Here is a 21,253-nt window from a genome sequence, read left to right as displayed (position 1 = left end):
CAAGGGAGAGAAACATGACGAAGGAAATCTATAGGAATGGCCTTGACCGTCGGCAGACGCTCGGCATCGCCGTGTCTGCACTGCTCGCTGCCATTGTTGGTCTGAAGGCTGCTCATGCACAAGGCAAAAGGCTCAAGGTTGGATTGATCATGCCAAATTACGACCAGCTTCGCTGGAAGAATGCTGATCAGGCGTTTTTTGAAAAGCAAGCCGCCGCACTCGGTGTGGACGTATTGGCTCAAGCCTCCAATGCGTCGGAATCGCTTCAGGCGAGCCAAGTCGAGAACATGCTGACCCAGGGCATCGACGTCCTCGTCCTGACCCCGGTCAACGCCAATGCGGCCAACGCATTGATCCGAAGGGCCAAGCAGGCAAATGTGCCGGTCGTCAACTATAACTTCCTGATCAACAAAGGCGATGTCGTCTGCTTCCTCGGCCGTGATGCCGTGGAGATGGGCGAGAAGATCGCTAAAGCTGCCGTCGAGGCCCGTCCGAGGGGAAATTACGTGATCGCCGCCGGCGAGGAGGCCACGAGCGTCGCCAAGGAAACCCGCCAGGGCTTCCTCAACGTGCTTAAGCCCTACATGGACAAGGGTGACATCAAGCTGGTGTCCGACCAGTTCAACAAGAACTGGTCGACCGATAGCGCGCGTGCGCAGGTCGAAAACGCTCTCACCAAGAACAACAACGACGTCGTTGCAGTTCTCTGCGGGAACGATGGCATTGCTTACGGAGCAATTCAGGCTTTGCAGGCGCAGGGTCTCGGGGGCAAGGTATTCGTGACCGGCGTTGACGCCGAACCGCGCGCGCAGGAGCTCATCAAGCAGGGGCTGATGGCGCTCTCCAATTTCACGGCCTTTGACCAAATGGGCGTTGAGGCGGCCAAAGCGGCCTACGCCGTCGGAAATGGCAAGCCCATCGAGGCGAACGCCACCGTGAATAACGGCCTCAAGGACGTACCGTGGATCAAGATCCTGAACTTCAATGTAACCAAGGAGAACCTTGAACAGGCCACCAAAGACTTCCCCTGGTGGTTCAACGCCAAGGCCTGATCAACGCCGTCACGCCGCCCGCTTGCCAGCCGCGTGACTTCGGCCGGCATCAACTCTCGAATACCAGCCCGGCCATGCGGAGGGACATTCTGCCCTCCTTCCAGGTCGAACAGAAGATGGAGGAAACCGTGACTCTTCAAGCTCAGCCGGGAGCAGCATATAGCGCCCAAGCCGGTCTCGCGACACGGCTAAGCGCCATGCTGAGGAGCATGCGAGTGGTAGACCTGTCGCCTACTCTGGAGCGAGGCATCCCGAATTGGCCAATGCATCCGCCGCTGGTGATCGATAAGGCGCGACTGAGCGGGCGCGACGGATATTATTGCCAGTTTCTGATGATCTCCGAGCATACCGGCACTCACGTAGATGCGCCGGTGCATTTCCATGAGCATCTACTGCACATGTCGATAGATACGTTTCCAGCCGACATTCTGATCGCACCAGCGGTACTTTACGACTTTTCCGACAAGCACATGCAACCCGGCGATCTGGTGACCTTGAATATGGTGAAAGCCTATGAGGCCGAGAACGGCGTTCAGATCGGCGAAGGTGAAATCCCACTGATAAACTTTGGCTGGATGCAGCGCTTTTGGCGGACCGATGACGCGAGCACTTGGTTCGTGAAGAACGCTCCTGGTATTCACGAGGACGCAATCATCTATTTCAAGGACCGCGGCATTCGGGCGATCGGTTGCGATACCGTGGCCTGCGATATGGCGGTCATTGATGGCGTCGGACAGGAGACCACCGGGCACACGACCCACTGGCTGCCGAACGGAATCCTGATTATCGAGATGTTGACCAATCTGCATAAGCTTTCATTGCGCAGCCTATTCGTCGCCACCCCGCTCAAAATCAAGGAAGGATCGGGCTCGCCCATCCGCCCACTTGCCTTTTGCGAGGAATGAGCCCGCCATGGCGCGAGGGTGGGGGCAAAAGGCTTGCGACGTGACAATCAGTGCATTGCCGGACTCCCGACCGCCTGCCTAAGCTGACGCACGTCGCGGACGGGCGGTGCGCCGAACTGCCGAAGATATTCTCGACTGAATTGCGAGGCGCTTTCGTAACCTACTGCGAAGGCTACATCTGAAGCGGTTCGCTCACCGGAGAGCAGCAGTTGTCGCGCCTCCTGCAAGCGGATTTGCTTCTGATACTGGATCGGGCTGAGCCCGGTGAGCGCGACGAAGTGGCGATGCAGGCTGGCACGGCTCATGCCGCTTGCTTCGCACAAGGCCTCGATCCGCAGCCGCGTGTTGTGGTTTTCGCGGATCCATTCGACCGCACGCCGGATCCGGCCAAGCGCTCCCTCGGGCCGGGCGATATGGCGCAACAGGCGCCCCTGAGGTCCCTGCAAGAGACGATAGAGCAACTCGCGTTCAGCCATTGGGGCCAGGACTGGGACGTCGCTCGGCGTGTCGAGCAGCGCAAGAAGGCGCAGCAACGTGTCGCGAAGCGGGGGCGTCATTGGGTTGATCGCGATACCGCTGCCCGGCGCATCGGCGTCGCGTATCAGCGGCATGGTGGACGCAATCTGCGCAAGCAGTGCAGGATCGAGGACGAGTGAGACTGCGACATACGGCCGGCCGTGGCCTGCATCATGGATCTGGCCGCTCAGCGGCAAGTCCAGAGCGCTGACGAGATATTGCTCAGCATCGTAGCGGAGCAGATTGTCGTGGATCGTCACGTCCTTCGAGCCTTGCAGGATGAAGCAGATCATCGAGCGGTACAGGCAGGGCGACGTGCCGGAGGTCGTCTGACCGACGCCGATCTCGAGGCGGGGGATCGGCGTCACGGTCATCCCCGATCGCGCGTGACGCAGGGCGAGGTCGAGATGTGGCTGAAGATGGTCGGTCATGCCCCCTATATGGCATCGTTTGTTCTCCAAGGCAAAGCTCTTGAGACAATTGGGCAACAAGTTGAGAGTATCGGGCGAGCGTACGACGCGTGCGGGATCTATCTGGCTGGTATCGGACTGGCACCGCAGCGGCGGCGCCTCCGGCTGGATCATCTCGACGAAGGGCCGCCCATGACCGACACGAGCCTCACCCTCATTAGCCACCCGCTCTGCCCGTTCGTCCAACGCGCCGCGATCACCCTTCTGGAAAAGGGGGTCCCGTTCGAACGGATCAACGTCGATCTGTCAGCCAAGCCTGACTGGTTCCTGGCGCTGTCGCCGACCGGCAAGGTGCCGGTGCTCAAGTTGCGCCAGCCCGACGGAGAGGATGCGGTCCTCTTCGAGAGCATGGTGATCTGCGAATATCTGAACGAAACACAGGACGGTGCCTCGATGTACCCACAGGATCCGCTCGCCCGCGCCCGGCACCGCGCATGGATCGAGTTCGCGACCCAGACCCTGACAGACGGCTGGCAGTTCCTCCAGGCCGTCGACGCTCCGACCGCCGACGCCCGGCGCACCGCGTTCCGCGACAAGCTGCATAAGTTGGAGGCGGAGCTGGGCGTAGGGCCGTATTTCGCCGGGACCGATTTCGGCAGGGTCGATGCGGTCTATGCCCCGCTCTTCCGCTATTTCGGGATCATCAATCCGGCGGTGTCGCAGGCGGTCTTCGAGGGCCTGCCGCGCGTCTCAGCGTGGCGCGCAGCCCTGGCGGCGCGGCCGAGCGTCCAAGACGCCGTGGTGCCCGACTATGCCGACCGCTTCCGCAACCATCTGCGCCAGAACGGGGCGCTCGCCGCCGCCTGACGCCTGTCGCCTGTCGCCAGGCGCGGGACCGCGCCTGGCTATTCTTTTCCGACAGAGGACAAAACCTATGACCGATCTGTGCGCGATCGCGGTTTACCGCCGTTCGGTGCCGCCAAGGTTCTCCGACGCCGGCGCCAGGATCGACCCCACGCGGCCCGCACTCGCCGCCTCGACGCTCTACAGCCCGCCACCGGCCGAGGCACGAGGCGGGATCTAGGGGCCTGCGGCTCTACGAGGGCGCCTGTGCGAGCAGCCACGGCTGGAACGGCGAGATTATCCAGACCACATCCCTCCGCAGCGCGCGGACGGTCAACTACCCGGAGGCCACCAACCTCATCCAGGTGATCCTGCGCGGCTCGAGGATCCAGGCGTTCGAAGGGCAACTGGCGATGCCGGCATTCGGCGCGTCCTAAACCGATACCGGGGTGGCGCGATCCCAACCGCGTGTTCGCGCACTTCGGCAACAAGCGGCCGAGCGTCACGCCGGCCGAGATCGCGAAAGCGCGCAATGCCAGTCCGTGGCATCACTCACCGCGTTGCAGTCACATCTCTGAAGTGGCACTGACGGCCTCACTATCGCGCCCGCCGTCTACCCGACATCAGCGAACCGACCGACATGACGCAGCGTGGACGAACGCGTCGCGTCTTGGCCACTCACGAGCAGCGCCTGCCCCGTCGTCGACCGGAAAGATGAGACGATCGGGCAAGAAGTTGAGCGTATCCGGCGTGCTGACAGTCTGCGCGGCGCCTATTTGCCGGATACCCGACGGGCTTGGCCGCGACCATGGCCGGCCCTGTGGGGTCGTAGCAAAGATATCAATCACAAGGACGATATACATGACGCGGCTCAATAGAAAGCGCACCCTCATCACGGGCGGCACAACGGGGATCGGCCTCGAAGCCGCCAAACAATTCCTGAACGAGGGCGCGCGCGTCATCGTGACGGGCAACAACCCCGATACAATCGCGCAGGCCAAGTCGGTCCTCGGCTCCGAGGTTCCCGTCATCAAGGCCGACAGCGCGAGCGTCCAAGAGCAGCAGGCGCTTGCCGCCGCGGTGAAGGAGCGTTACGGCCAGTTGGACGTCGCCTTCCTCAACGCCGGCATCTCGATCTGGCAGCCGATCGAATCGTGGACTCCGGAGGTATTCGATCGGATCTTCGCGATCAATGTGAAGGGGCCGTACTTCCTGATTCAGGCGCTGCTGCCCGTCTTCGCCAATCCGGCGTCGGTCGTACTCAACACCTCGATCAGCGCGCATGTCGGCGCCGCCACCTCGTCGGTCTATGGGGCGACCAAGGCGGCCTTCCTCAACCTGTCGAAGACGCTGTCCGCCGAACTCCTGCAGCGCGGTATCCGGTTCAACGCGGTCAGCCCGGGCCCGATCGACACGCCCCTCTACGATAAACTCGGCGTTCCCGATGCTTATCGCGAGCAGATCAACAAGGACATCATCGCAGGGATCCCGGCCGGTCGTTTCGGCAGCGCGGCGGAAGTCGCCAAGGCGGTTGTCTATCTCGCGTCCGACGACTCGGCATGGACGGTCGGCAGCGAGATCGTGGTCGACGGCGGGCGCATGCTGAACATGTGAACGAGCCGGTTACACCTGCAACCGGCCAAGCCCGGCACCGGCGGGACAGCAGCGATCCTGCCGACCCCGGTGCCGGGAGCTTTCCAAATTGCCGTAAGTCTTCGCCCTACGAAGCTATCTTAAACTTTGCGATACGCGATAATTGCGGCCGAACACGGGGACTTTCGCCAGTCTCTCAGTTAATGGCGTGCCGCAATCAACCAACTCTGATCCTCTAAGATAGATCGGATTTGGCCTGTTCGAGCAACACTCATTCGAGCCTGCCCGTCGATTCCTCGAGAAGAGCCCAAGCCTCTTCCCCAAAATTCCTGCGCCACTTTTTGTAGAAACCGAACTTTGTCAAGGTTTCGCGGAATGGCGCAGGGTCAACGTCGTTGAAGACGAGGCCTTTGGCCGCGAGATCACCCCTGAGCGCCACGTTCTCCTTCGCGATCTCCTCGCGTTCGGCCATAGCATTTCTATTGACTATAGTCGCGACCTTGTCCCGGATATCCGCCGGAACGCTCTGCCAAGCACGACGATTGATCAGCCACCACCAGCCGTCCCACATATGATTCGTGAGCGAACAATATTTCTGAACTTCGTACAATTTGGCGGCGGCGATGATGGCTGGTGGGTTTTCCTGTCCGTCCACCACCTTCGTCTGAAGCGCTGAGTACACCTCGGCGAAATTGATCCCAGTCGGCGACGCGCCGAGCGCTTCGAAAAGCGAGGTCCACAGCGCGCTCACGGGCACTCGCATCTTTAGTCCGTGCAGATCCGCCGGCGTAACAATCGGCCGGACGCTGTTCGTGACTTGACGGAAGCCGTTGTCCCAAATCTTCTCCATTACGTCCAGGCCAGATTTGTTGATCTGGCCGCGCAGATGCTCACCAAGCTTGCCGTCGAGTGCGCTCCACAGGGTCGGATAGTCCTTCCAGGCAAATCCAACGCCGTAAATGGCCGAGGACGGAATGAGCATCGATAAGATATTCACACCGGAGAGCGCGAAAAACTCCAGAGCACCGGAACGCAATTGCGAAAACATATCCGTATCGCCGCCGAGCTGATTGCTCGCGAAGACTTGCAATTCGAACCGGCCATCCGTCGCTTGCTTGATCTCGTCGGCTGCTTTACGCGCATACAGATTCAGCGGGTGCGTATCCGGCACATTGGTGCCGAGCTTGAACGTGAATTCGGCGGCCCTTGCGTATCGAAGCGGCACGGCTGCGGCGATCGAGGCCGATGCTCCGAGAATAGCGAAGCTTCGGCGGGAAATCGATTGCATAACTTTCCTCCCATCAATTGTGTTTTCTGAACAAGTCACTCTGATCAACTGTGTGGAGCCCCTTTACCGGGACCGAACATCAGGCCGGCGGATTGAAATCCGCCATCGACATTCAACGTATGGCCATGCACGTATCGCGCCTCGTCCGAACAGAGAAAAACGGCGGCATCGGCGATTTCTTCCGGCGTGCCATACCTTGTCATCGGGATGAGATAATTGTACGCCGCGCGTGTCGCCTGATCGTGCGCGAACTTGGCCATTTCGGTTTCGATTGCGCCCGGCGCTATTGCATTGACGTTGATGTTGTACGGCGCCAATTCGACGGCCATCACCTTTGTCAGAAGCTCGAGACCGGCCTTCGCCGAGCCATAGGCCGCGCGGCCATTGCCTCCTCGTTGTCCCGAGAGCGAGGCGATGTTCACGATCTTTCCACCGCCACCTTTCACCATCTGACGTGCAGCCGCCTGCGCCACAAGGAATGCCCCAGTGAGATTGATGGAAATTATGCGATTCCAATCCTCGAGCTTGGTGTCGAGAAACGGCGTATTGCCGCCGACACCGGCGTTATTCATGAGGATGTCCACTCGACCGAAAGTCTGAAGGGTCGCCTCCATCATCGCATTCACCGACGCCTGATCGGCGACGTCGATCCCCACGCCGAGAGAACGCGCGTCTCCCGAGGTGATCGATTGCGCAGCGGCTTTCGCGCCCTCCACGTTCACGTCAGCGATGACGACGGTCGCGCCTTCACGCGCGTAGGCTTGCGCAACGCACAGCCCAATGCCTCGGGCGCCGCCGGTGACGATGGCGACCTTATCTTTGAGCCTCATGTATTCGCTCCCTGTTCGACTAAGAATTGCCCTTGTATGCACCGCCGGACTTCGCTCTCACGAAGAAGTCGGCCGCTCCGACCTGCCCACCCTTGAGCGCGATCTCGAGACCATCGCGATCGGCGCGTCGTGCATGCGCCTTGCAAAGCGGTGCGCCTGGCGCCAACGGCGCGATCGCCGTAAGCGCATCGATGCCCAGGAGCGAGGCCGCCCGTCCCGACGTGTCCCCCCCGGAAATGATCACGCGCGACAGGCGTACGTCGAGAAGCAGGCGGTCGAGAATCGTTCCGAGCCCTTCGCCGACACGCTCATTCATCTTTTCGATTGATGCGCCGGCCGTTTGAACGGCTGATCTAAACCCGGCAACGGCCGGATCGTCTGGTCCGGCAGCGCTATGGATCAGGACATCACGTCCCGTGTTTAGATGGTGGATTGCCGCCGACGTGGTGCGTTCAATTTCACCTAACCAGGCCCTCTCATCGACCGCACATGCGGTATCTATCGGAATAGTCGCAAAACCAGCGGCGCGCGCACACTCGATCTGCGTGGCAGTAACCGGGGAGACTGATCCGGAAACGCACGCAATGCGGTCCACCGGTTTGGCGGCAGGGACGGTGGGAGTCGATGGAATAAGATTGGTATGCCGCCAATAGGCCGCCAGAGCTGCCTCGACGCCCTGAGACCCGACACAGAATCGGTGCGGCATTCCGTGCTCCCACACCAGGCGTCCGGCGGCGATCAGAGTCTCTTCGTCAAGCACGTCAAGGGAGACGATTTCCGCCCCTGCCTGTATTTCCGTCGCTAATCGTGCGTCAGCGTGGCCTCGCTTCATCGCAACGAAATCCACCAAACCGACCGTCCTGCTAGTTTGTTTGGTAAGGTGGCGAGCTAGGTCGGCCTCATTCATGGGGGTGACCGGATGCCGCGACATGACGGGATGACGGTCTAACCGATAGATCGCCCCATGCGCGGCAGCGAACAGATTGCCAAGCGTTTGATAGCGCCCCATGTTCGGATCGGCGACAATCATCGGTGTCCAGCCGGAGAAGCGCCCTTTCGCGATATCGATCGCGCGGCCGATGGAGCCGATCTCTGGCGACGAGTCGAAAGTCGAGCAAACCTTGTAATGGATGATGGGTGCGCCTGTCGCGGCCAGCAACTCGAAGATCTGCGGCAAGTGTTGGTCCATCCAAGACGGCGACTGAGCGCGCGCGACCCCCGCCATGCCGATAACGCGGTAACCGGAAAAAGCGGAGAGACGCTCCGGCGTCGGCGGCGTCAAGAACAGAACGGTCTCGATGCCAGCGAACGCAGCCGCTTCCATCGAGGCCGACGAGCCCGTGAAGTCATCGCCGTAATACGCAATGAGCGGACCTGAAGGAAGTGGGCGGGGCGACGTCACGCAGCCATCTCCAGAGCGTGGCGCAAATTCGGACGAGTACGTGCAAAATCGTCGAGCGGAACGCCTGCCACAGCGGCTTGCCACGCCTGTTGCATGGCTTCGACTCCCGCGGCGGCCCCCTTCGGATGAGCCAATATGCCGCCCCCTGCGGTCACAATGAGGTCGGTCGAGCCGAGCCCTTGATAGGTGGCTGGCGCAGATCGCGGCGCTTGCGCGGAAGAGAAGACTGGCATGACGACGCACGGCTTCTCGGTAAACATCGGCGCGAGGCAGGCCCGGGCCGAAGCGAGGCAGCTCGTGTCTTCCTCCGCGAATTTGTTGCCAATACCATTGACGTGCATGTGGTCTGCCCCGGCGAGACGCCAAATCTTTTGCCAGGCGATGTAGGACCATCCGAGCATTGGATGACGCGAGAGATAGCCCCAGCCATTCCGGTGCGCGTGAATGGGCAATTGTCCGAAACGCGCCAGTTCGATCATCCCAACGAGGCCGACGGAGTTGAGGCTTGCCATCATGCAAGTGGCGCTATGCCGCAAAAGCGTGTCGTGGCGCCGGCGCATCTGATCGAGATCTCCGGTCAAATTGAAGGCAAACATGACCTTCTTTCCACTGCGCTGGGCATGGGAGTCGATCACGCGCATGACCTTCTCGACGCGCAGGTCGAACGGGCACGCCGGTCCGTCGGACTGCAGTTCGTCATCCTTGATGAAGTCGATACCGGCAGAGCAGAGCTCGTTCACGAGGGAGGCCGTCTCGTCCGGCCCAAGTCCTACGCTTGGCTTGATGATCGTGCCGATAATCGGTCGCGCTTCCACGCCGGCAAGGCGACGGGTGCCCGCTACGCCGTACTTTGGCCCGGGATAAGCAGCGGCGAATGCATCCGGCAGGCGGATATCTAGGAGACGAAGGCCCGTTACAGGGCCGAGTTCGAAAAGATTGCCGGCAATGGTTGCCAACAGGTTCGGTAGCGACGGGCCAAGCGTGTCTAAAGGCCAGGACAAGGTGATAAAGGCGCGCTTGAACCGCTCTTCTGACCCGACTTTAACTCGGGTCGGCAGTGACGGACCCTCCGCAGCGTCGTCGAGGATTTCTAGCCGCGTTACCAGCGCAGCGACCCGCGCCTTGAGCTCGGGCGTTTCGCCCGGGATGGCGACGAAAGTACCACTCGATTGCTCGCCCGCCATGAGTTCGGCGACGCGCTGAAGTTCCCCAGGCGTTTCCAGGAGATAGTCAACTTCGATACGTGTGCTAACCATTTCTTATGAAACTCCAGCGGATCGTCCCGTAGTACGGCAGATGTCCGCGAGCCGCGAACGAGGACAAGGCGAGAGTGGCAGGTTCAACGCGAGACGCCCATCTTCCGCGTGCATTACAGGAATCCTATCGATATCCAGGGAATGGCAATCACAAAAGCCAGCCCAACCAACATTGCGACGATGTAGCCTCCGATCGGCTTGATGCCTGCATCCGGATGGATCTGGCTTATTGCGCAAGCTGAATAGTAGCCCACGCCGAACGGTGGCGCGAAAAGGCCGATGCCCATGGAGAGGATCACGACCATCGCATAGTGAATTTCATGGACCCCGACTTGTCGCGCGATCGGAAACATCAAAGGGCCGAACAGCACAATTGCAGGAATACCTTCGAGCACGGAGCCCAGCGCGATGAACGCGATCGCCGACACAATTAAGAACGTCGGTGTACCGCCTGGCAGGCTTTTGAACGTCGCGGCCAGCGTTGCCGAAAATCCGGACTGCGTCAGCGCCCAAGCCATACCGGTCGCTGCGCCTATGATGAGGAGGATGGCGCCGGATAGCGCAGCCGTCGTAACCAACATTGGGTACACGCGTGCGAGCGGAAACTGCCTATAGAACAACAAGCCGATTATGACGGCATAGAAGATGCCTATGGTCGACACTTCCGTCGCTGTTGCCACGCCTTCCACGACGGCCGCGCGTATGACAAAGGGCAGCGCAAGAGCCGGAAGGGCAAAGCCTAGCGATCGTAAGATCTCCTTGCGAGACGGCCGTGTTATGGCGCTGAGATCCTCGCGCCGATAACGCCACCAGACGAGGAAACAGAGCATGACACCCAGCACAGCTCCGGGAAGCATCCCGCCGGTGAAGAGCGCGGATATAGAGACGCCAGTGACGGAACCGATCGTAATCAATACGATGGAGGGCGGGATCGTTTCGGTCTGCGCGCCTGTCGCGGCCAGGAGTGCAACAAGATCGCCGTCCCGTGCGCCGCGCGATCGCATTTCCGGGAAAAGGACTGGCGCAACAGCTGCCATGTCTGCGGCTTTGGAGCCTGATATCCCCGACATAAGATACATCGCACCGACGAGCACGTAAGACAAGCCGCCACGTACGTGCCCGAGCAGATTGGCCAGAAAGCCGACCATTGCCCGCGCCATCCCTGTCATCTCGATCAGCAGGCCAAGAAAGACGAACAACGGAACGGCGAGGAGGATCAGATGGCTCATCCCCTCGTCCATCCGACCAATGACCACAAGGGTCGGAAGCCGCGTCGTAAGCGCGATGTATCCAAACGTTGCAAGCCCAAATGCGAACGCGATTGGGACACCAGCCAATACGAGAGCACCAACGAGTCCGACGAAGAACAGGAGCAGATTGTAATTCCCTAATTTCGGTAGCGCGCCGCTGAGGCTATAGAATGCGCCTGCCACTAACGCGACGATCAGGATCGCCACCATAGAGGCGATACGGTTCGGCGAGCGAAGTAGGGAGATAACTCCAGTCATCAGCATCAAACCGAGGCCAACTGGCAGCGCGCTGGCGCGCCAGGCGCTCGAAATCTGGAGCGCCGGCGTAGTGATCACGATTTCCTCGTACGCGAACTCGAGCGCCGGTCCCAGCGTCATCAGGATGAAGGCAAGACACGCTGCGAGCGCAAAACTTTCGAACAGTGGCCATAGACGTGGGCCGGTTAGCGACACCACCGCGGTCATGCGCATGTGGCTGCCGTTGCGAAATGCGACCGCAGCACCAAGCATAGCCAGCCAGAGAAACAAAAAGGACCCCAATTCGTCGGTCCAGAGGATGGGACTGTGGAACACATAGCGACTGACCACACCCGCAAACAAAACGACGACTTCCGCCGCGACCAATAAGGCGGCACAAGCTTCAACGCTTGCTCCGATGGCGCGATCGACGAGCATCAACGCGTTGCTTAGGTGTCCCGGGCTTTCGAAAGTGCCTGTGATAGAGCCTTGAGGAACGGCGCTCATGGCGCCCCCCTTTGGCCAAAGCTGCAATGCAGCAGCATGTTCGCTCCCTGGTCTCTATTTGCGATCGTTGGGCTGGATACTAATTGCGAACGGCTGCCGCGGGGATCGGAAAAGTGAGCAGGAAGGTGTGAGAAAACCTCACAACCAAGAGGGGCTATCGCCTCCGCCGAACTCGTGAGCGATCTAACGATCGTAGCGGAGGCTTCGAACTCTGCACCCCGGTGTCACCGAACCACGCGCCGTCTTCCTGCAGTGTTGGGGCCGGGTCTGACCGATTTCGGAGCGCTACGGAGGACTTTGGGGCGGTCTGGTAACCGATCTGCGCAAAGTGCTAGTCGGCCGGGTTGCGCAGGCTGCGGGGCCTTACGCCCACGTCAGTTTTGTTTCGCACCACCGCCCTCGACATATTTAGAGGCAAGGAACTGGCTCACGCGATAGCACTCACTCATCATCGCGATGCCGAGACACGTTGAGCTCAACGAGTGGACTGAGAAAACCCGTTGAGAGCTGCACCAGAATTGCAAAGTGCTCCTTGCCAGGACAGCTCCCAACTTGCATGGGGTCAGGCTATTTTGATCTTGATCTCTCCGAGCCCGGCCACCCCGCCGGTCAACGTTTCCCCGCGCTCGACAGGGCCGACGCCTTCCGGCGTGCCGGTCATGACGAGATCGCCGGGCATTAGCTCCATTGACCGCGAGGCGATGGAGATGATGTCGCGCACCGGCCATGTCAATTTTGCGATGTCCGAATCCTGCTTCAGCTTTCCGTCGACAGCGAGCCATATTCGCCCCGATTGCGGGTGGCCGACTTTATCAACAGGGAGAATGGGGGCGATCGGAGCGGATCGGTCGAAACCCTTGCCCCAGTCCCATGGACGCCCCTGTTCGCGCGCCTGCAGTTGGAGGTCGCGCCGCGTCAGGTCGATCCCGACGGCATATCCGTAAACATGATCCAGCGCGCTCTCGACAGGGATGTCGAACCCCTGCTTGCCAATCGCGACGACGAGCTCGATCTCGAAGTGGAAAGTGTTCGTATCGGGCGGATACGGCAGGGTTGCCCCATCATCGACGACCGTGTCGGCGGGCTTGAGGAAGAAGAACGGTGGCTCGCGGTCCGGATCGCGTCCCATCTCCCGAGCGTGAGCCGCATAATTGCGGCCCACGCAGATGATGCGACGCACAGGAAAGCGAGCCTTCGTTCCTGCGACTGCAACGGATGATGTCGGGGGCGGCGGAATCACGAATTCGCTTTTGCTCTCAATCATTGCCTCGGTCCTCCCGGAACAGGTGCAGAGCTTCCTGGATCGGCCTGTCGGAATAGGAAAACAGCACGGCGTCGGACTCTTTCGCTTCGTGCCGCACGCGATGCCAGGACGGGACGACAAAAATGTCGCGCTTGGTCCATTCGATGACGAAATCCTCGCCAGCCCGATTGGTGACGACACTGCGCCCGCTTCCCTCGATCGGCACGACAACTGTCGCGTCCGTCGAACGGTAGGTGGAAGTCGAAAAACCCTTCGGCAAGAGCTGAATGAAGGTCGCCATGGTGGCCATGGCATGGTTGCCGGTAATTGGATTTACGTAGCGCATCTTGAGCCCATGGCATGGGTCCCACTGGCCGGAGCGCCGCATCTTCTCCAGGGCCTCCCGCGTGCGGGCATAAGGGTAATTGAAGACGGGTGAGGTCCCCCCGCCGGTCTTGTGGTCCACCGGCAGCAGGTTTGCACCGTAGCGCGCCTGGCAGTCGCCCTCGGGACGGAAGATCGGCTGTTCGTCGACAGCGAGATGTTCGGCGAATGACGCGTCCAGGAATTGCACGACCGGGATGTCGAGCCCGTCGAGCCAAAAGATCGGATCGGAGCTCGGATTGCCGTGATCATGCCAGGCCCACGGCGGCGTGATGATGAAGTCGCCTTCGTGCACCACCGTGCGCTCGCCGTTGACGGCGGTATAGGCTCCCTCACCTTCCAGCACGAAGCGCAGGGCCGATTGGGTGTGGCGGTGGGCGGGCGCGACCTCGCCGGGCAGGACGAGCTGCACGCCAGCATACATGTCCGTGGTGATCTTCGATTGGCCGCGCAGGCCGGGATTTTCGAGAACGAGGACGCGACGTTCCGCTTCCTTCGCCGTGATCAGATTGCCCGCTTCGAGCATGTATTCGCGGATATCGTTGAAGCGCCAACTCGCCGGTGCGCATGCGCTCTTCGGCTCCGGGGTCACCAACTCCGCGAGAGAAAGCCAGAGGGCGGTCAGATTCTTCTTGTCGATCTTATGGTAAAACGCCCGGCGTTCCGGCGTGTCGGCTGTAGGCGCCATAATCGCATCCAGTTGCATACTATCTCCGTTTTGTAGTATCGATTTCGAATCGTGGCAGCCGCCGAGATCCAAGTCCGTTGCGGCTACAGCGCCTTGTGATGATGACCTAGTTGTTCATCATGGATCCGCCATCGACGACCAGGACCTGCCCCGTGATGAAGTCCGCCATCGGCGATGCGAGGAACAGCACCGCGCCTACGACGTCGTTGGGCTGAATGGACCGCGGAACGGAGCGCCCAGCATCCATCGCCGCGATGCGCTCTTTGCCGAAGAATCCGAGGGTCGCGGGGGTCGTGGTCAACCCGGGTGCGACCACGTTGACCGTGATTCCTTCAGGTCCGAGGGCACGCGCCAGGGATCGCGAGAAGCCGATCACGCCGGCTTTCGCTGCGACGTAGTGCACCCCGTCTGCGACGCCCCGGAAGAGGCTTGCCGACCCGACGTTCACGAAGCGTCCCGAGCCTCCCTGACGCATGAGCGGCAGCACGGCACCTGTCATCAGGAACACGCTGTCGAGACTGATCCGCACGACTTCGGACCACTCCGAGTAGGAGATCGCGTCGAAAGTCTGCGTGGGAAGATATCCCGCATTGTTGATCAGGATGTCCACGCGCCGCGGTCTTGAGACCGCTTCCTGGACCGAACTCGCGCCTGCTTCATTGCCGGCATCGGCCTCGACCACGAGGATCCGCTCGGAGGCGGGATTGGTGCGAAGGGCTGAGACATCGCGATCCACCGCACGCACTGTAGCTCCGGCCTTGGTGAGCCGATCAAGGATCTGGCGACCAATGCTGCCCGATGCGCCGGCCAGAACGAGGACGCGACCATGCAATCCAAGGAGCGGTTCAATCTCATGGTTAGGGTATTCCATATCAGCCTCACCTGCTCCGGCCACCTTTCGGGCTCCGCTATCAAGTTCGTCGATGCCCATGCAATCCAATCGGGTCGATCAGGCTTGCGCGGCTTGCGCTACGCACGCGATCGATTGCGCCCTCAGAGCGCCGTCATGCGCGAACACCTGCCCAGTCACGTATCTCGAGGCGCTGCCCGCGAGATAGACGAGGAGGTTCGCCAGATCGTCGGGCGCCCCCCCGGGATCCCAACGGGATCGAGGAGGCCAGGTAGTTCTCGAACTGCGCGTTCTCGGCCGTGGTCGCGATCGCTCGACGAGCCTTGCCGAGATTGGTCCCGGCATGCCAGCCGGGAGCGATCGCGTTCAGACGCACGCCGTCATTGGCGTACTCAATAGCGAGCTGACGTGTGAAACCGATCACGCCCGCCTTTGTGGTCGAGTAGGGAAGGCTGGCGATCGGAAAGCCGGGATAAACTCCGACCATGCCGAGATATGAGCTGATGTTGACGACAGATGCGGCGTGGCTCTTCAGCAACGGTATCAGCGAGCGCGTGCACAGAAACAGGCCGCGCAAGTTCGCCGAGAAGACTCGATCCCAGTCCTCCAGCGTCACGTCGAGCAGCCGCCCTGGCAACGACGTCGCTCCCGCATTGTTAACGAGCACGTCAAGCCGGCTAGCGGAGGAGATGGCGTTTGCCGTCATGGCCTGAACGGAGAGTTCATCGGTCACATCGACTTCGACGGCGTGTGCGGACTGGCCGCGGGCGCCGATGGTTCGGTCGGTCTCATCCAGCGCATCGACGTCGATGTCGGCGCAGATCACCGTCGCGCCCTGCGCGGCGAGCGCAAACGCGAAACTTCGGCCTAACCCGCAGCCCGCCCCGGTCACGAGCGCGATGCGGTCCGTCAAGTCGAACGCATTCATCACCGGTCTGCTCCGGTCGCCCATATCCGAGTCCGACTGAGGGGCAATCATGCAGCGCTCCTCTTGTCGCCTGGTTCGCTCGCGTCCTCCGACACGGGCGCCTTTTCCATCACGCGCTCCAGTGCAGCCTTGATCAGCAAGGCGGTGTAGCGCGAGAAGGACCGGCACATCGTGATCGTCCCCCCGACGACGTAGAAATGTTCCTGGCGTGTGGCGCAGAACATGTTGCGCAGCTCGCCGTCCGCGCCAATGCCCCAGATCGGTCCGACACGCTCTGCCACTTCGTCTCCGAGCATCGCGCGAACGGCCTCCTGCAGGGGTTCCCAGCCCGTCGCGAGAACGAGCAGGTCCACATCCATGCGCGAGCCGTCGGAGAACACAGCTTCCCCGCCCTCGAGGCGATCGATTTCAACACCCGACTTCAATTTGATGCGACCATCGGCGATGAGGTCGGACGCGCCGACGTTGAGGTAATAGCCGCTGAGACGTCGCAACAGCTTCAGGAAAAAGCCGGTATCGTCTTCGCCATTATCGAGCGCGAAACCGACTTTCCGAAGGCGGTCGTGCAGATCACGGTCGTCGTACGCCATTTGCCGGCTCAACGGTCCGTGGAGGCGACGCACGAGGTCGTAAGGGACCGACGCGCTGATGATGTCGATGTCCTCAATCGGCCGGAGGCCCTCGTTGCTGCGAAAGAGCTGGGTTGCCTTCGCCGCGCTCGGCACGATGCTCACGACTGTCGTCGATGACCGCTGTAGCATCGTGACATCGGCGCCGCGCATGTAGAGGTCCTGCGCGATATCGTGTGCGCTCGTGCCTGCGCCGATGACGAGCGCCGACTTGCCCTCTGTCGGCACATCGTCCGTCCGCCCGCTCGAATGTATGACGGTGCCTTTGAAATCGTCGAGACCCTCGATGTGCGGAATGTTCGGAAGACCGCTGACGCCGATCGCCATGACGAGGTGGCTCGGCCGCATGATACGTTCGCTGCCATCGGATGTCCTCAGCCGGGCGGTCCACTGTTGGTTGGCATCGTCATAGGTCGCACCGAGAAATTCCGTTCGCGTCCAGACATTGAGCTCCATCGCCTCGGCGTAGAATTCCATCCAGTTGGCGAGCTTGTCCTTCGGCAGGTAGACGGGCCAACTGTCGGGATATGACAAGTATGGAAAGTGGTTGCTCGCGATCTCGTTGTGCAGCGTGAGCGAGTGGTAACGCTTCCGCCAAACGTCCCCGACCCTGTCGTCACGATCCACCACCAGTGCGTCGACATCAAGGTGCCCCAACCGTGCGGCCAGCATGAGTCCCGCTTGACCCGCGCCGACGATGAGGACCTGGGGGTCTCGATCGCGATAGGCGAGGGCCGTACGCCGACGGTCGAGCCAATTGTCGCTCCCCTCCTCCATGGGCCTCATGAAGGTTTCGTCGCGGTTCTTGCGCCCGCGCTCCTGGAAGTCCTTCAGGGCGACCATTGCGGTGAGAACCGTCAGGGCCCGGAAGCTGTCCCGGCCCGCCTCGCGGACCGGAACGAGCCGCAGGTATCCGCGAGCGGAGGCAAGGTCGGTCTCGAACGTGAAGAAGCCCTCGACTGTCGGACCGAACTCGCCGAGCACGCCCGCGATGGCGCGGCCCTGAAGGCGCAGGTTGCGAGGCCGCATCGCGTAGTCGATAGCCGTGAGGCCGCGATGCACTTCGGAGATACCGTGGGACGTCTTGAGTTCCCAAGTGAGCGCGAGAAGATCGCGCCAGTATCCGTCCGGATGGAACAGACCTTCAATCGTGGTCTCATCCTTGCCAGCCAGGCTTTCAAAATCGGTGAGCCACTTCGTGACTGCCCGATCCCGATCTTCCTCAGTTATCTCCAAGCTGCTCATCGGCAATTTCCCTCGTTGTAACTCGCGCAGCGTGAAGGACTATCCGACCCGCCGCGTCCGGTCTAAGTCCCGCCACGTGCACGTTGGGCGGCCGGCGCGCCGCCGCAGCGGGCGCGCAAGCTCAGCACGCGTGCCGGCGTCCAATGCGCGGCCGCGATCACAGGGTGGCGACCGCGCCGCGGCGAGGCGTCGCCGGGGACGTTGTACGCGGCGCGCCTGGAACGTGGTCCTGGAATCCCCTGCCGAACAGCCGAGCGATCACGATGCTTGCGACGGTTCCGATGGCGAGCGGGATGAGCACCAGCAGGAAGATCTCATAAAGCGGCAGCTTCATCGCGATCAGGATGCCGCCGAGCACAGGACCGCCCACCGAACCGACACGCCCGACGGCAAAGGCCCAGCCGGACCCGTTGGTGCGAAAGGCGGTCGGGTAAATCAGCGCCGATGCGGCATTGAGGCCGAGTTGCAGACCGAGCAGACAAAAGCCGGCGAAGAACACGGCGATCATGAGTAGCGGCTCGATGTCGGTCAGAAAGCCCAATGAGGCGACGATCGGAAGCGACAGCGCGAACAGCATCGCCACTGGCGTAAAGCCATGCTTGTCGAGCGGTCGAGCGAGCGCGAGACCCCCGACCGTGCCGCCGATCTGGAACAGCGAGGTGGCGAGCGCGGCATGCGAGGTCGGTACCTTCGCGGTCGCAAGGACCGTCGGCAGCCAGCTGTTGGTGAAATAGAACGACATTTGGCAGCAGATGAACATCACCCACAAGAGTGGGGTGAGATACGCAAGGCGGCCTGCAAACAGCAGCTTTGGCGTGAAGCCCGAATACGCCGGTTCGTCCTGGATCACGAAGCACGTCTCTGGACCAACGCCGATAGCCGGGTTGAGGGCTTGGACGACCCGAACGATCGCCTCGCGGCTGCGATTCTTCAGCACGAGAAATTTCAGGGACTCCGGCAGGAGAAAGATCGCGAGGACCGCTGCCGCGATCGGAACCACGCCGCCGATGAGAAAGAGGACCTGCCACCCATGCTGCGGCACCAGCGTCGCGGAGATCAGGCCCGGAAGCGCCCCGCCGAAGGTGATGCCGGTGAACATGATGATGATCATTGTCGCGCGGATGCGCCGCGGCGCGAACTCCCCGTTCAATGCGGTGATGTTCGGAAGCAGCCCGCCGATTCCGATGCCGGCGAGGAAGCGCAGATAAAGCAGATCCGTCACCGAGCCAGCCTCGATGCACGCGAGCGTAAAAAGCCCGAACGTGAGGCACGAGCCGACGATCGCGACCTTCCGACCGAACCGATCGCCCAAATAGCCGAAGAGCGGCGACCCGAAGAGAACACCGAGGAGGCTGGCGCTGAAGACAGGCCCGAGCGCAGCCATGTTCGTGATGCTCCATTCCTTCACCAGGAACGGCGCGGCAAATGCGGCCGAGGTGATGTCGTATCCATCCATGAGGACGAGCAGAAACGAGAACGCCACCAGCTTGATGTTGAAGCCGTTGATCCGGCGCTCGTCGATTAGGCGCGATACGTCGACTGTCTTCGGCTCGAGCATGCTTCCTCCGGTTGATCGTGCGGTTGGTCGCTACCAGAGAGGCGCGGCTACCGCGTTCCGTATTTCGGAATAGACGTTCTAATATGCTGTACGCTAATCGCACCGCGGCCCGCAAGTCAATAGTGCTTGCCCGCAACGCAACGGCCGCTACCGAGTGGCGCGGTAAATCGGCCAGCGCTCGCTACAGGTTCGAAATTCATGTAAAGTTCGCTGTCCCAGTCGCTTCTTGCACCTTCGCCGCGCGAAGGCCTGAGTGGCCGCTCCCGTCCGCTTAGCGTTCAGGTCCGATTGCATGCGTAGACGTGGGCGCGTCGGCGACGATAGATTGTGGGGATTCGAGTGCCTGTTTCGAGGAAGGACCGCTCCGAACCAGCTTCCGGACGCGATCCACGCCGTACGACCGCGCCGGCGGGCGTAGACAAAACTCTGACGAAAGGCTTGATGCTCATCGAGACCCTCTGCCGGAGCAAGCAATCGCGCGGTGTCTCGGACCTTGCGAGCGAACTTTCCCTCACCAAAAGCAACGTCCACCGGCTCCTTCAGACATTGGTCGCCAGTGGTTTCGTGTCGCGGGAGGCAGGCAGCGATCGTTACGTCATGACCACGAAGCTGTGGCGCTTGTCCCGCGCGCCGCGCTTTCACGATGCTCTGCTCGCGTTGGTCCACCCGCTCCTGAGTGAACTCGTCGCCGAGACGGGGGAAACCGCTACATTCGTGATCGTTGAGGGCAACACCGTCGTCACGCTGGACCAGGTGGAAACACCCCAGACCATTCGCGTGTACTATACGGTAGGTGATTCACAACCTCTCGACCAAGTTCTTAGAGGCGGGCGTGGCATCAGCGGGATCCAACAGGTCGCCTTCGCCTTCCAGCCGGACGTTGACGTTCGAGGTGCATTGGACAGAATCCGCCAGGAACTCGGCCGCCCGCCAACGTACGTCGATGAGCAGATCGCCCGGGTAGAGGCGGTTCGACGCGATGGGTACGCTCTCGTAAAAGGCGAGTGGATGGAGGGCGTCAACGCCATCGCCGCCCCGGTCAAAGGCGACGCTGGCGATCTCGTCGGTATCGTCATTAGCTTCGGTCCTGCGCACCGGCTGACCGGGGCGGCCCTCGATCGAATCCGAAAGTCGACATGCCAAATGGCAATTCGGTTCACAGATAAGTTGGTTCGTGACCTGCCCGACCGCCAGACGCATGCGTCTCGCCCAAAAAGCTGAACCTTCAGCTCAGGTGACCGTCCTTTTCACTTGTCGAGGCCGATAACCCTCCCTGGCGTCATACTGACCTGTAGAGCAGCCCTCAGGCCGAGCGCCTCGTCTGGCAGCTCCTCAACGCCAAAGATCGTGCGACTGCGGATTCCGATGATCGCGCCCAGGTGTACCGAGATGATGTCGCCCGGCATTCCGAGATTTCTCGCCCCCCATTCCGAGACGATGTCGCTCGGGCATGGAGCGTTCTGGCAGTCGTTTTTCTGGCCCTGGTCGAGCCGCACGGTCGCCCTGCAGGTTGGTTGGCATGCAGCCGAAGTCTTACCGCCACGCCTCGGCCCGGCCGGACGATGGACCGTACCGCGCCGCGCTAGATGCTAAGCGTTTGATTTATATGGTGGGCGCACAAGGGCTGGAACCTTAAGAG

The 21,253-nt window shown here is 61.3% G+C and carries 19 protein-coding genes; 6 read left to right on the top strand and 13 right to left on the bottom strand.

Annotated elements, in window-relative coordinates; genetic code table 11:
• The first annotated feature begins 14 nt into the window (after positions 1-14).
• On the top strand, positions 15-1,052 hold the full coding sequence (locus JQ592_RS21205) for a sugar ABC transporter substrate-binding protein (RefSeq protein ID WP_211404731.1): 1,038 nt from the start codon (positions 15-17) through the stop codon (positions 1,050-1,052).
• The gene (locus tag JQ592_RS21200) at positions 1,031-1,957 is read left to right on the top strand and encodes a cyclase family protein (protein WP_211404730.1); all 927 of its coding nucleotides are present in this window, start codon (positions 1,031-1,033) and stop codon (positions 1,955-1,957) included. The genes JQ592_RS21205 and JQ592_RS21200 overlap by 22 nt, the downstream gene beginning before the upstream one ends.
• Positions 1,958-2,004: 47 nt before the next feature.
• Here the strand turns inward: JQ592_RS21200 and JQ592_RS21195 are convergent, their stop codons facing one another.
• The gene (locus JQ592_RS21195) at positions 2,005-2,904 is read right to left on the bottom strand and encodes an AraC family transcriptional regulator (protein ID WP_211404729.1); all 900 of its coding nucleotides are present in this window, start codon (positions 2,902-2,904) and stop codon (positions 2,005-2,007) included.
• A gap of 171 nt (positions 2,905-3,075) precedes the next feature.
• Between JQ592_RS21195 and JQ592_RS21190 the strand changes: the two genes are divergently transcribed.
• The 3 genes from JQ592_RS21190 (at position 3,076) to JQ592_RS21180 (ending at position 5,340) form a co-directional block, all read left to right on the top strand.
• Complete coding sequence (locus JQ592_RS21190) at positions 3,076-3,750, top strand: glutathione S-transferase family protein (RefSeq protein ID WP_211404857.1); 675 nt, start codon at positions 3,076-3,078, stop codon at positions 3,748-3,750.
• A 67-nt stretch (positions 3,751-3,817) separates the two neighbouring features.
• The gene (locus JQ592_RS21185) at positions 3,818-3,967 is read left to right on the top strand and encodes a hypothetical protein (protein WP_211404728.1); all 150 of its coding nucleotides are present in this window, start codon (positions 3,818-3,820) and stop codon (positions 3,965-3,967) included.
• Positions 3,968-4,587: 620 nt separating this feature from the next.
• Positions 4,588-5,340 carry an SDR family oxidoreductase gene (locus JQ592_RS21180; RefSeq protein WP_135174068.1) on the top strand — a complete coding sequence of 251 codons (753 nt, stop codon included), beginning with the start codon at positions 4,588-4,590 and terminating at the stop codon, positions 5,338-5,340.
• 250 nt (positions 5,341-5,590) lie between these two features.
• Here JQ592_RS21180 and JQ592_RS21175 read toward each other — a convergent pair whose 3' ends face one another.
• The 11 genes from JQ592_RS21175 to JQ592_RS21125 form a co-directional block, all read right to left on the bottom strand.
• Positions 5,591-6,607, bottom strand: coding sequence for a TRAP transporter substrate-binding protein (locus JQ592_RS21175; protein ID WP_211404727.1), 1,017 nt, complete (start codon positions 6,605-6,607; stop codon positions 5,591-5,593).
• Between the two features lie 44 nt (positions 6,608-6,651).
• Positions 6,652-7,437 (bottom strand): SDR family NAD(P)-dependent oxidoreductase, encoded by a 786-nt coding sequence (locus JQ592_RS21170; RefSeq protein ID WP_211404726.1) that lies wholly within the window; start codon positions 7,435-7,437, stop codon positions 6,652-6,654.
• Positions 7,438-7,456: 19 nt separating this feature from the next.
• Positions 7,457-8,839 carry a four-carbon acid sugar kinase family protein gene (locus tag JQ592_RS21165; protein WP_211404725.1) on the bottom strand — a complete coding sequence of 461 codons (1,383 nt, stop codon included), beginning with the start codon at positions 8,837-8,839 and terminating at the stop codon, positions 7,457-7,459.
• A complete protein-coding gene (locus JQ592_RS21160; RefSeq protein ID WP_211404724.1) occupies positions 8,836-10,095 on the bottom strand; it encodes a ribulose-bisphosphate carboxylase large subunit family protein in 1,260 nt (419 codons plus the stop codon). The genes JQ592_RS21165 and JQ592_RS21160 overlap by 4 nt, the downstream gene beginning before the upstream one ends.
• Positions 10,096-10,208: 113 nt before the next feature.
• Complete coding sequence (locus tag JQ592_RS21155) at positions 10,209-12,089, bottom strand: TRAP transporter large permease (protein WP_211404723.1); 1,881 nt, start codon at positions 12,087-12,089, stop codon at positions 10,209-10,211.
• 562 nt (positions 12,090-12,651) lie between these two features.
• The gene (locus JQ592_RS21150) at positions 12,652-13,353 is read right to left on the bottom strand and encodes a fumarylacetoacetate hydrolase family protein (RefSeq protein ID WP_211404722.1); all 702 of its coding nucleotides are present in this window, start codon (positions 13,351-13,353) and stop codon (positions 12,652-12,654) included.
• Positions 13,346-14,404: a gentisate 1,2-dioxygenase gene (gene gtdA / locus JQ592_RS21145; protein ID WP_211404856.1), complete on the bottom strand. Its 1,059-nt coding sequence runs from the start codon at positions 14,402-14,404 to the stop codon at positions 13,346-13,348. Before gtdA ends, JQ592_RS21150 begins: the two co-directional genes overlap by 8 nt.
• A gap of 106 nt (positions 14,405-14,510) precedes the next feature.
• Positions 14,511-15,335: an SDR family NAD(P)-dependent oxidoreductase gene (locus tag JQ592_RS21140; RefSeq protein ID WP_211404721.1), complete on the bottom strand. Its 825-nt coding sequence runs from the start codon at positions 15,333-15,335 to the stop codon at positions 14,511-14,513.
• Between the two features lie 73 nt (positions 15,336-15,408).
• Positions 15,409-16,182: an SDR family NAD(P)-dependent oxidoreductase gene (locus JQ592_RS21135; protein WP_211404720.1), complete on the bottom strand. Its 774-nt coding sequence runs from the start codon at positions 16,180-16,182 to the stop codon at positions 15,409-15,411.
• Between the two features lie 47 nt (positions 16,183-16,229).
• Positions 16,230-18,056: a flavin-containing monooxygenase gene (locus JQ592_RS21130; RefSeq protein WP_211404719.1), complete on the bottom strand. Its 1,827-nt coding sequence runs from the start codon at positions 18,054-18,056 to the stop codon at positions 16,230-16,232.
• Positions 18,057-18,213: 157 nt separating this feature from the next.
• On the bottom strand, positions 18,214-19,614 hold the full coding sequence (locus JQ592_RS21125) for an MFS transporter (protein WP_211404718.1): 1,401 nt from the start codon (positions 19,612-19,614) through the stop codon (positions 18,214-18,216).
• Between the two features lie 327 nt (positions 19,615-19,941).
• Between JQ592_RS21125 and JQ592_RS21120 the strand changes: the two genes are divergently transcribed.
• Entirely contained in the window at positions 19,942-20,835 is an 894-nt protein-coding gene (locus JQ592_RS21120; RefSeq protein ID WP_349630481.1) for an IclR family transcriptional regulator, read from the top strand.
• Positions 20,836-20,861: 26 nt separating this feature from the next.
• On the opposite strand, the gene JQ592_RS21115 is transcribed toward JQ592_RS21120, so the two are convergent.
• Positions 20,862-21,110 carry a hypothetical protein gene (locus JQ592_RS21115; protein ID WP_211404716.1) on the bottom strand — a complete coding sequence of 83 codons (249 nt, stop codon included), beginning with the start codon at positions 21,108-21,110 and terminating at the stop codon, positions 20,862-20,864.
• Positions 21,111-21,253: the final 143 nt, after the last annotated feature.

This window comes from Bradyrhizobium iriomotense (assembly GCF_018129405.1).
Lineage (GTDB): Bacteria > Pseudomonadota > Alphaproteobacteria > Rhizobiales > Xanthobacteraceae > Bradyrhizobium > Bradyrhizobium iriomotense_B.
This window is presented reverse-complemented; position numbering and strand designations above follow the sequence as displayed.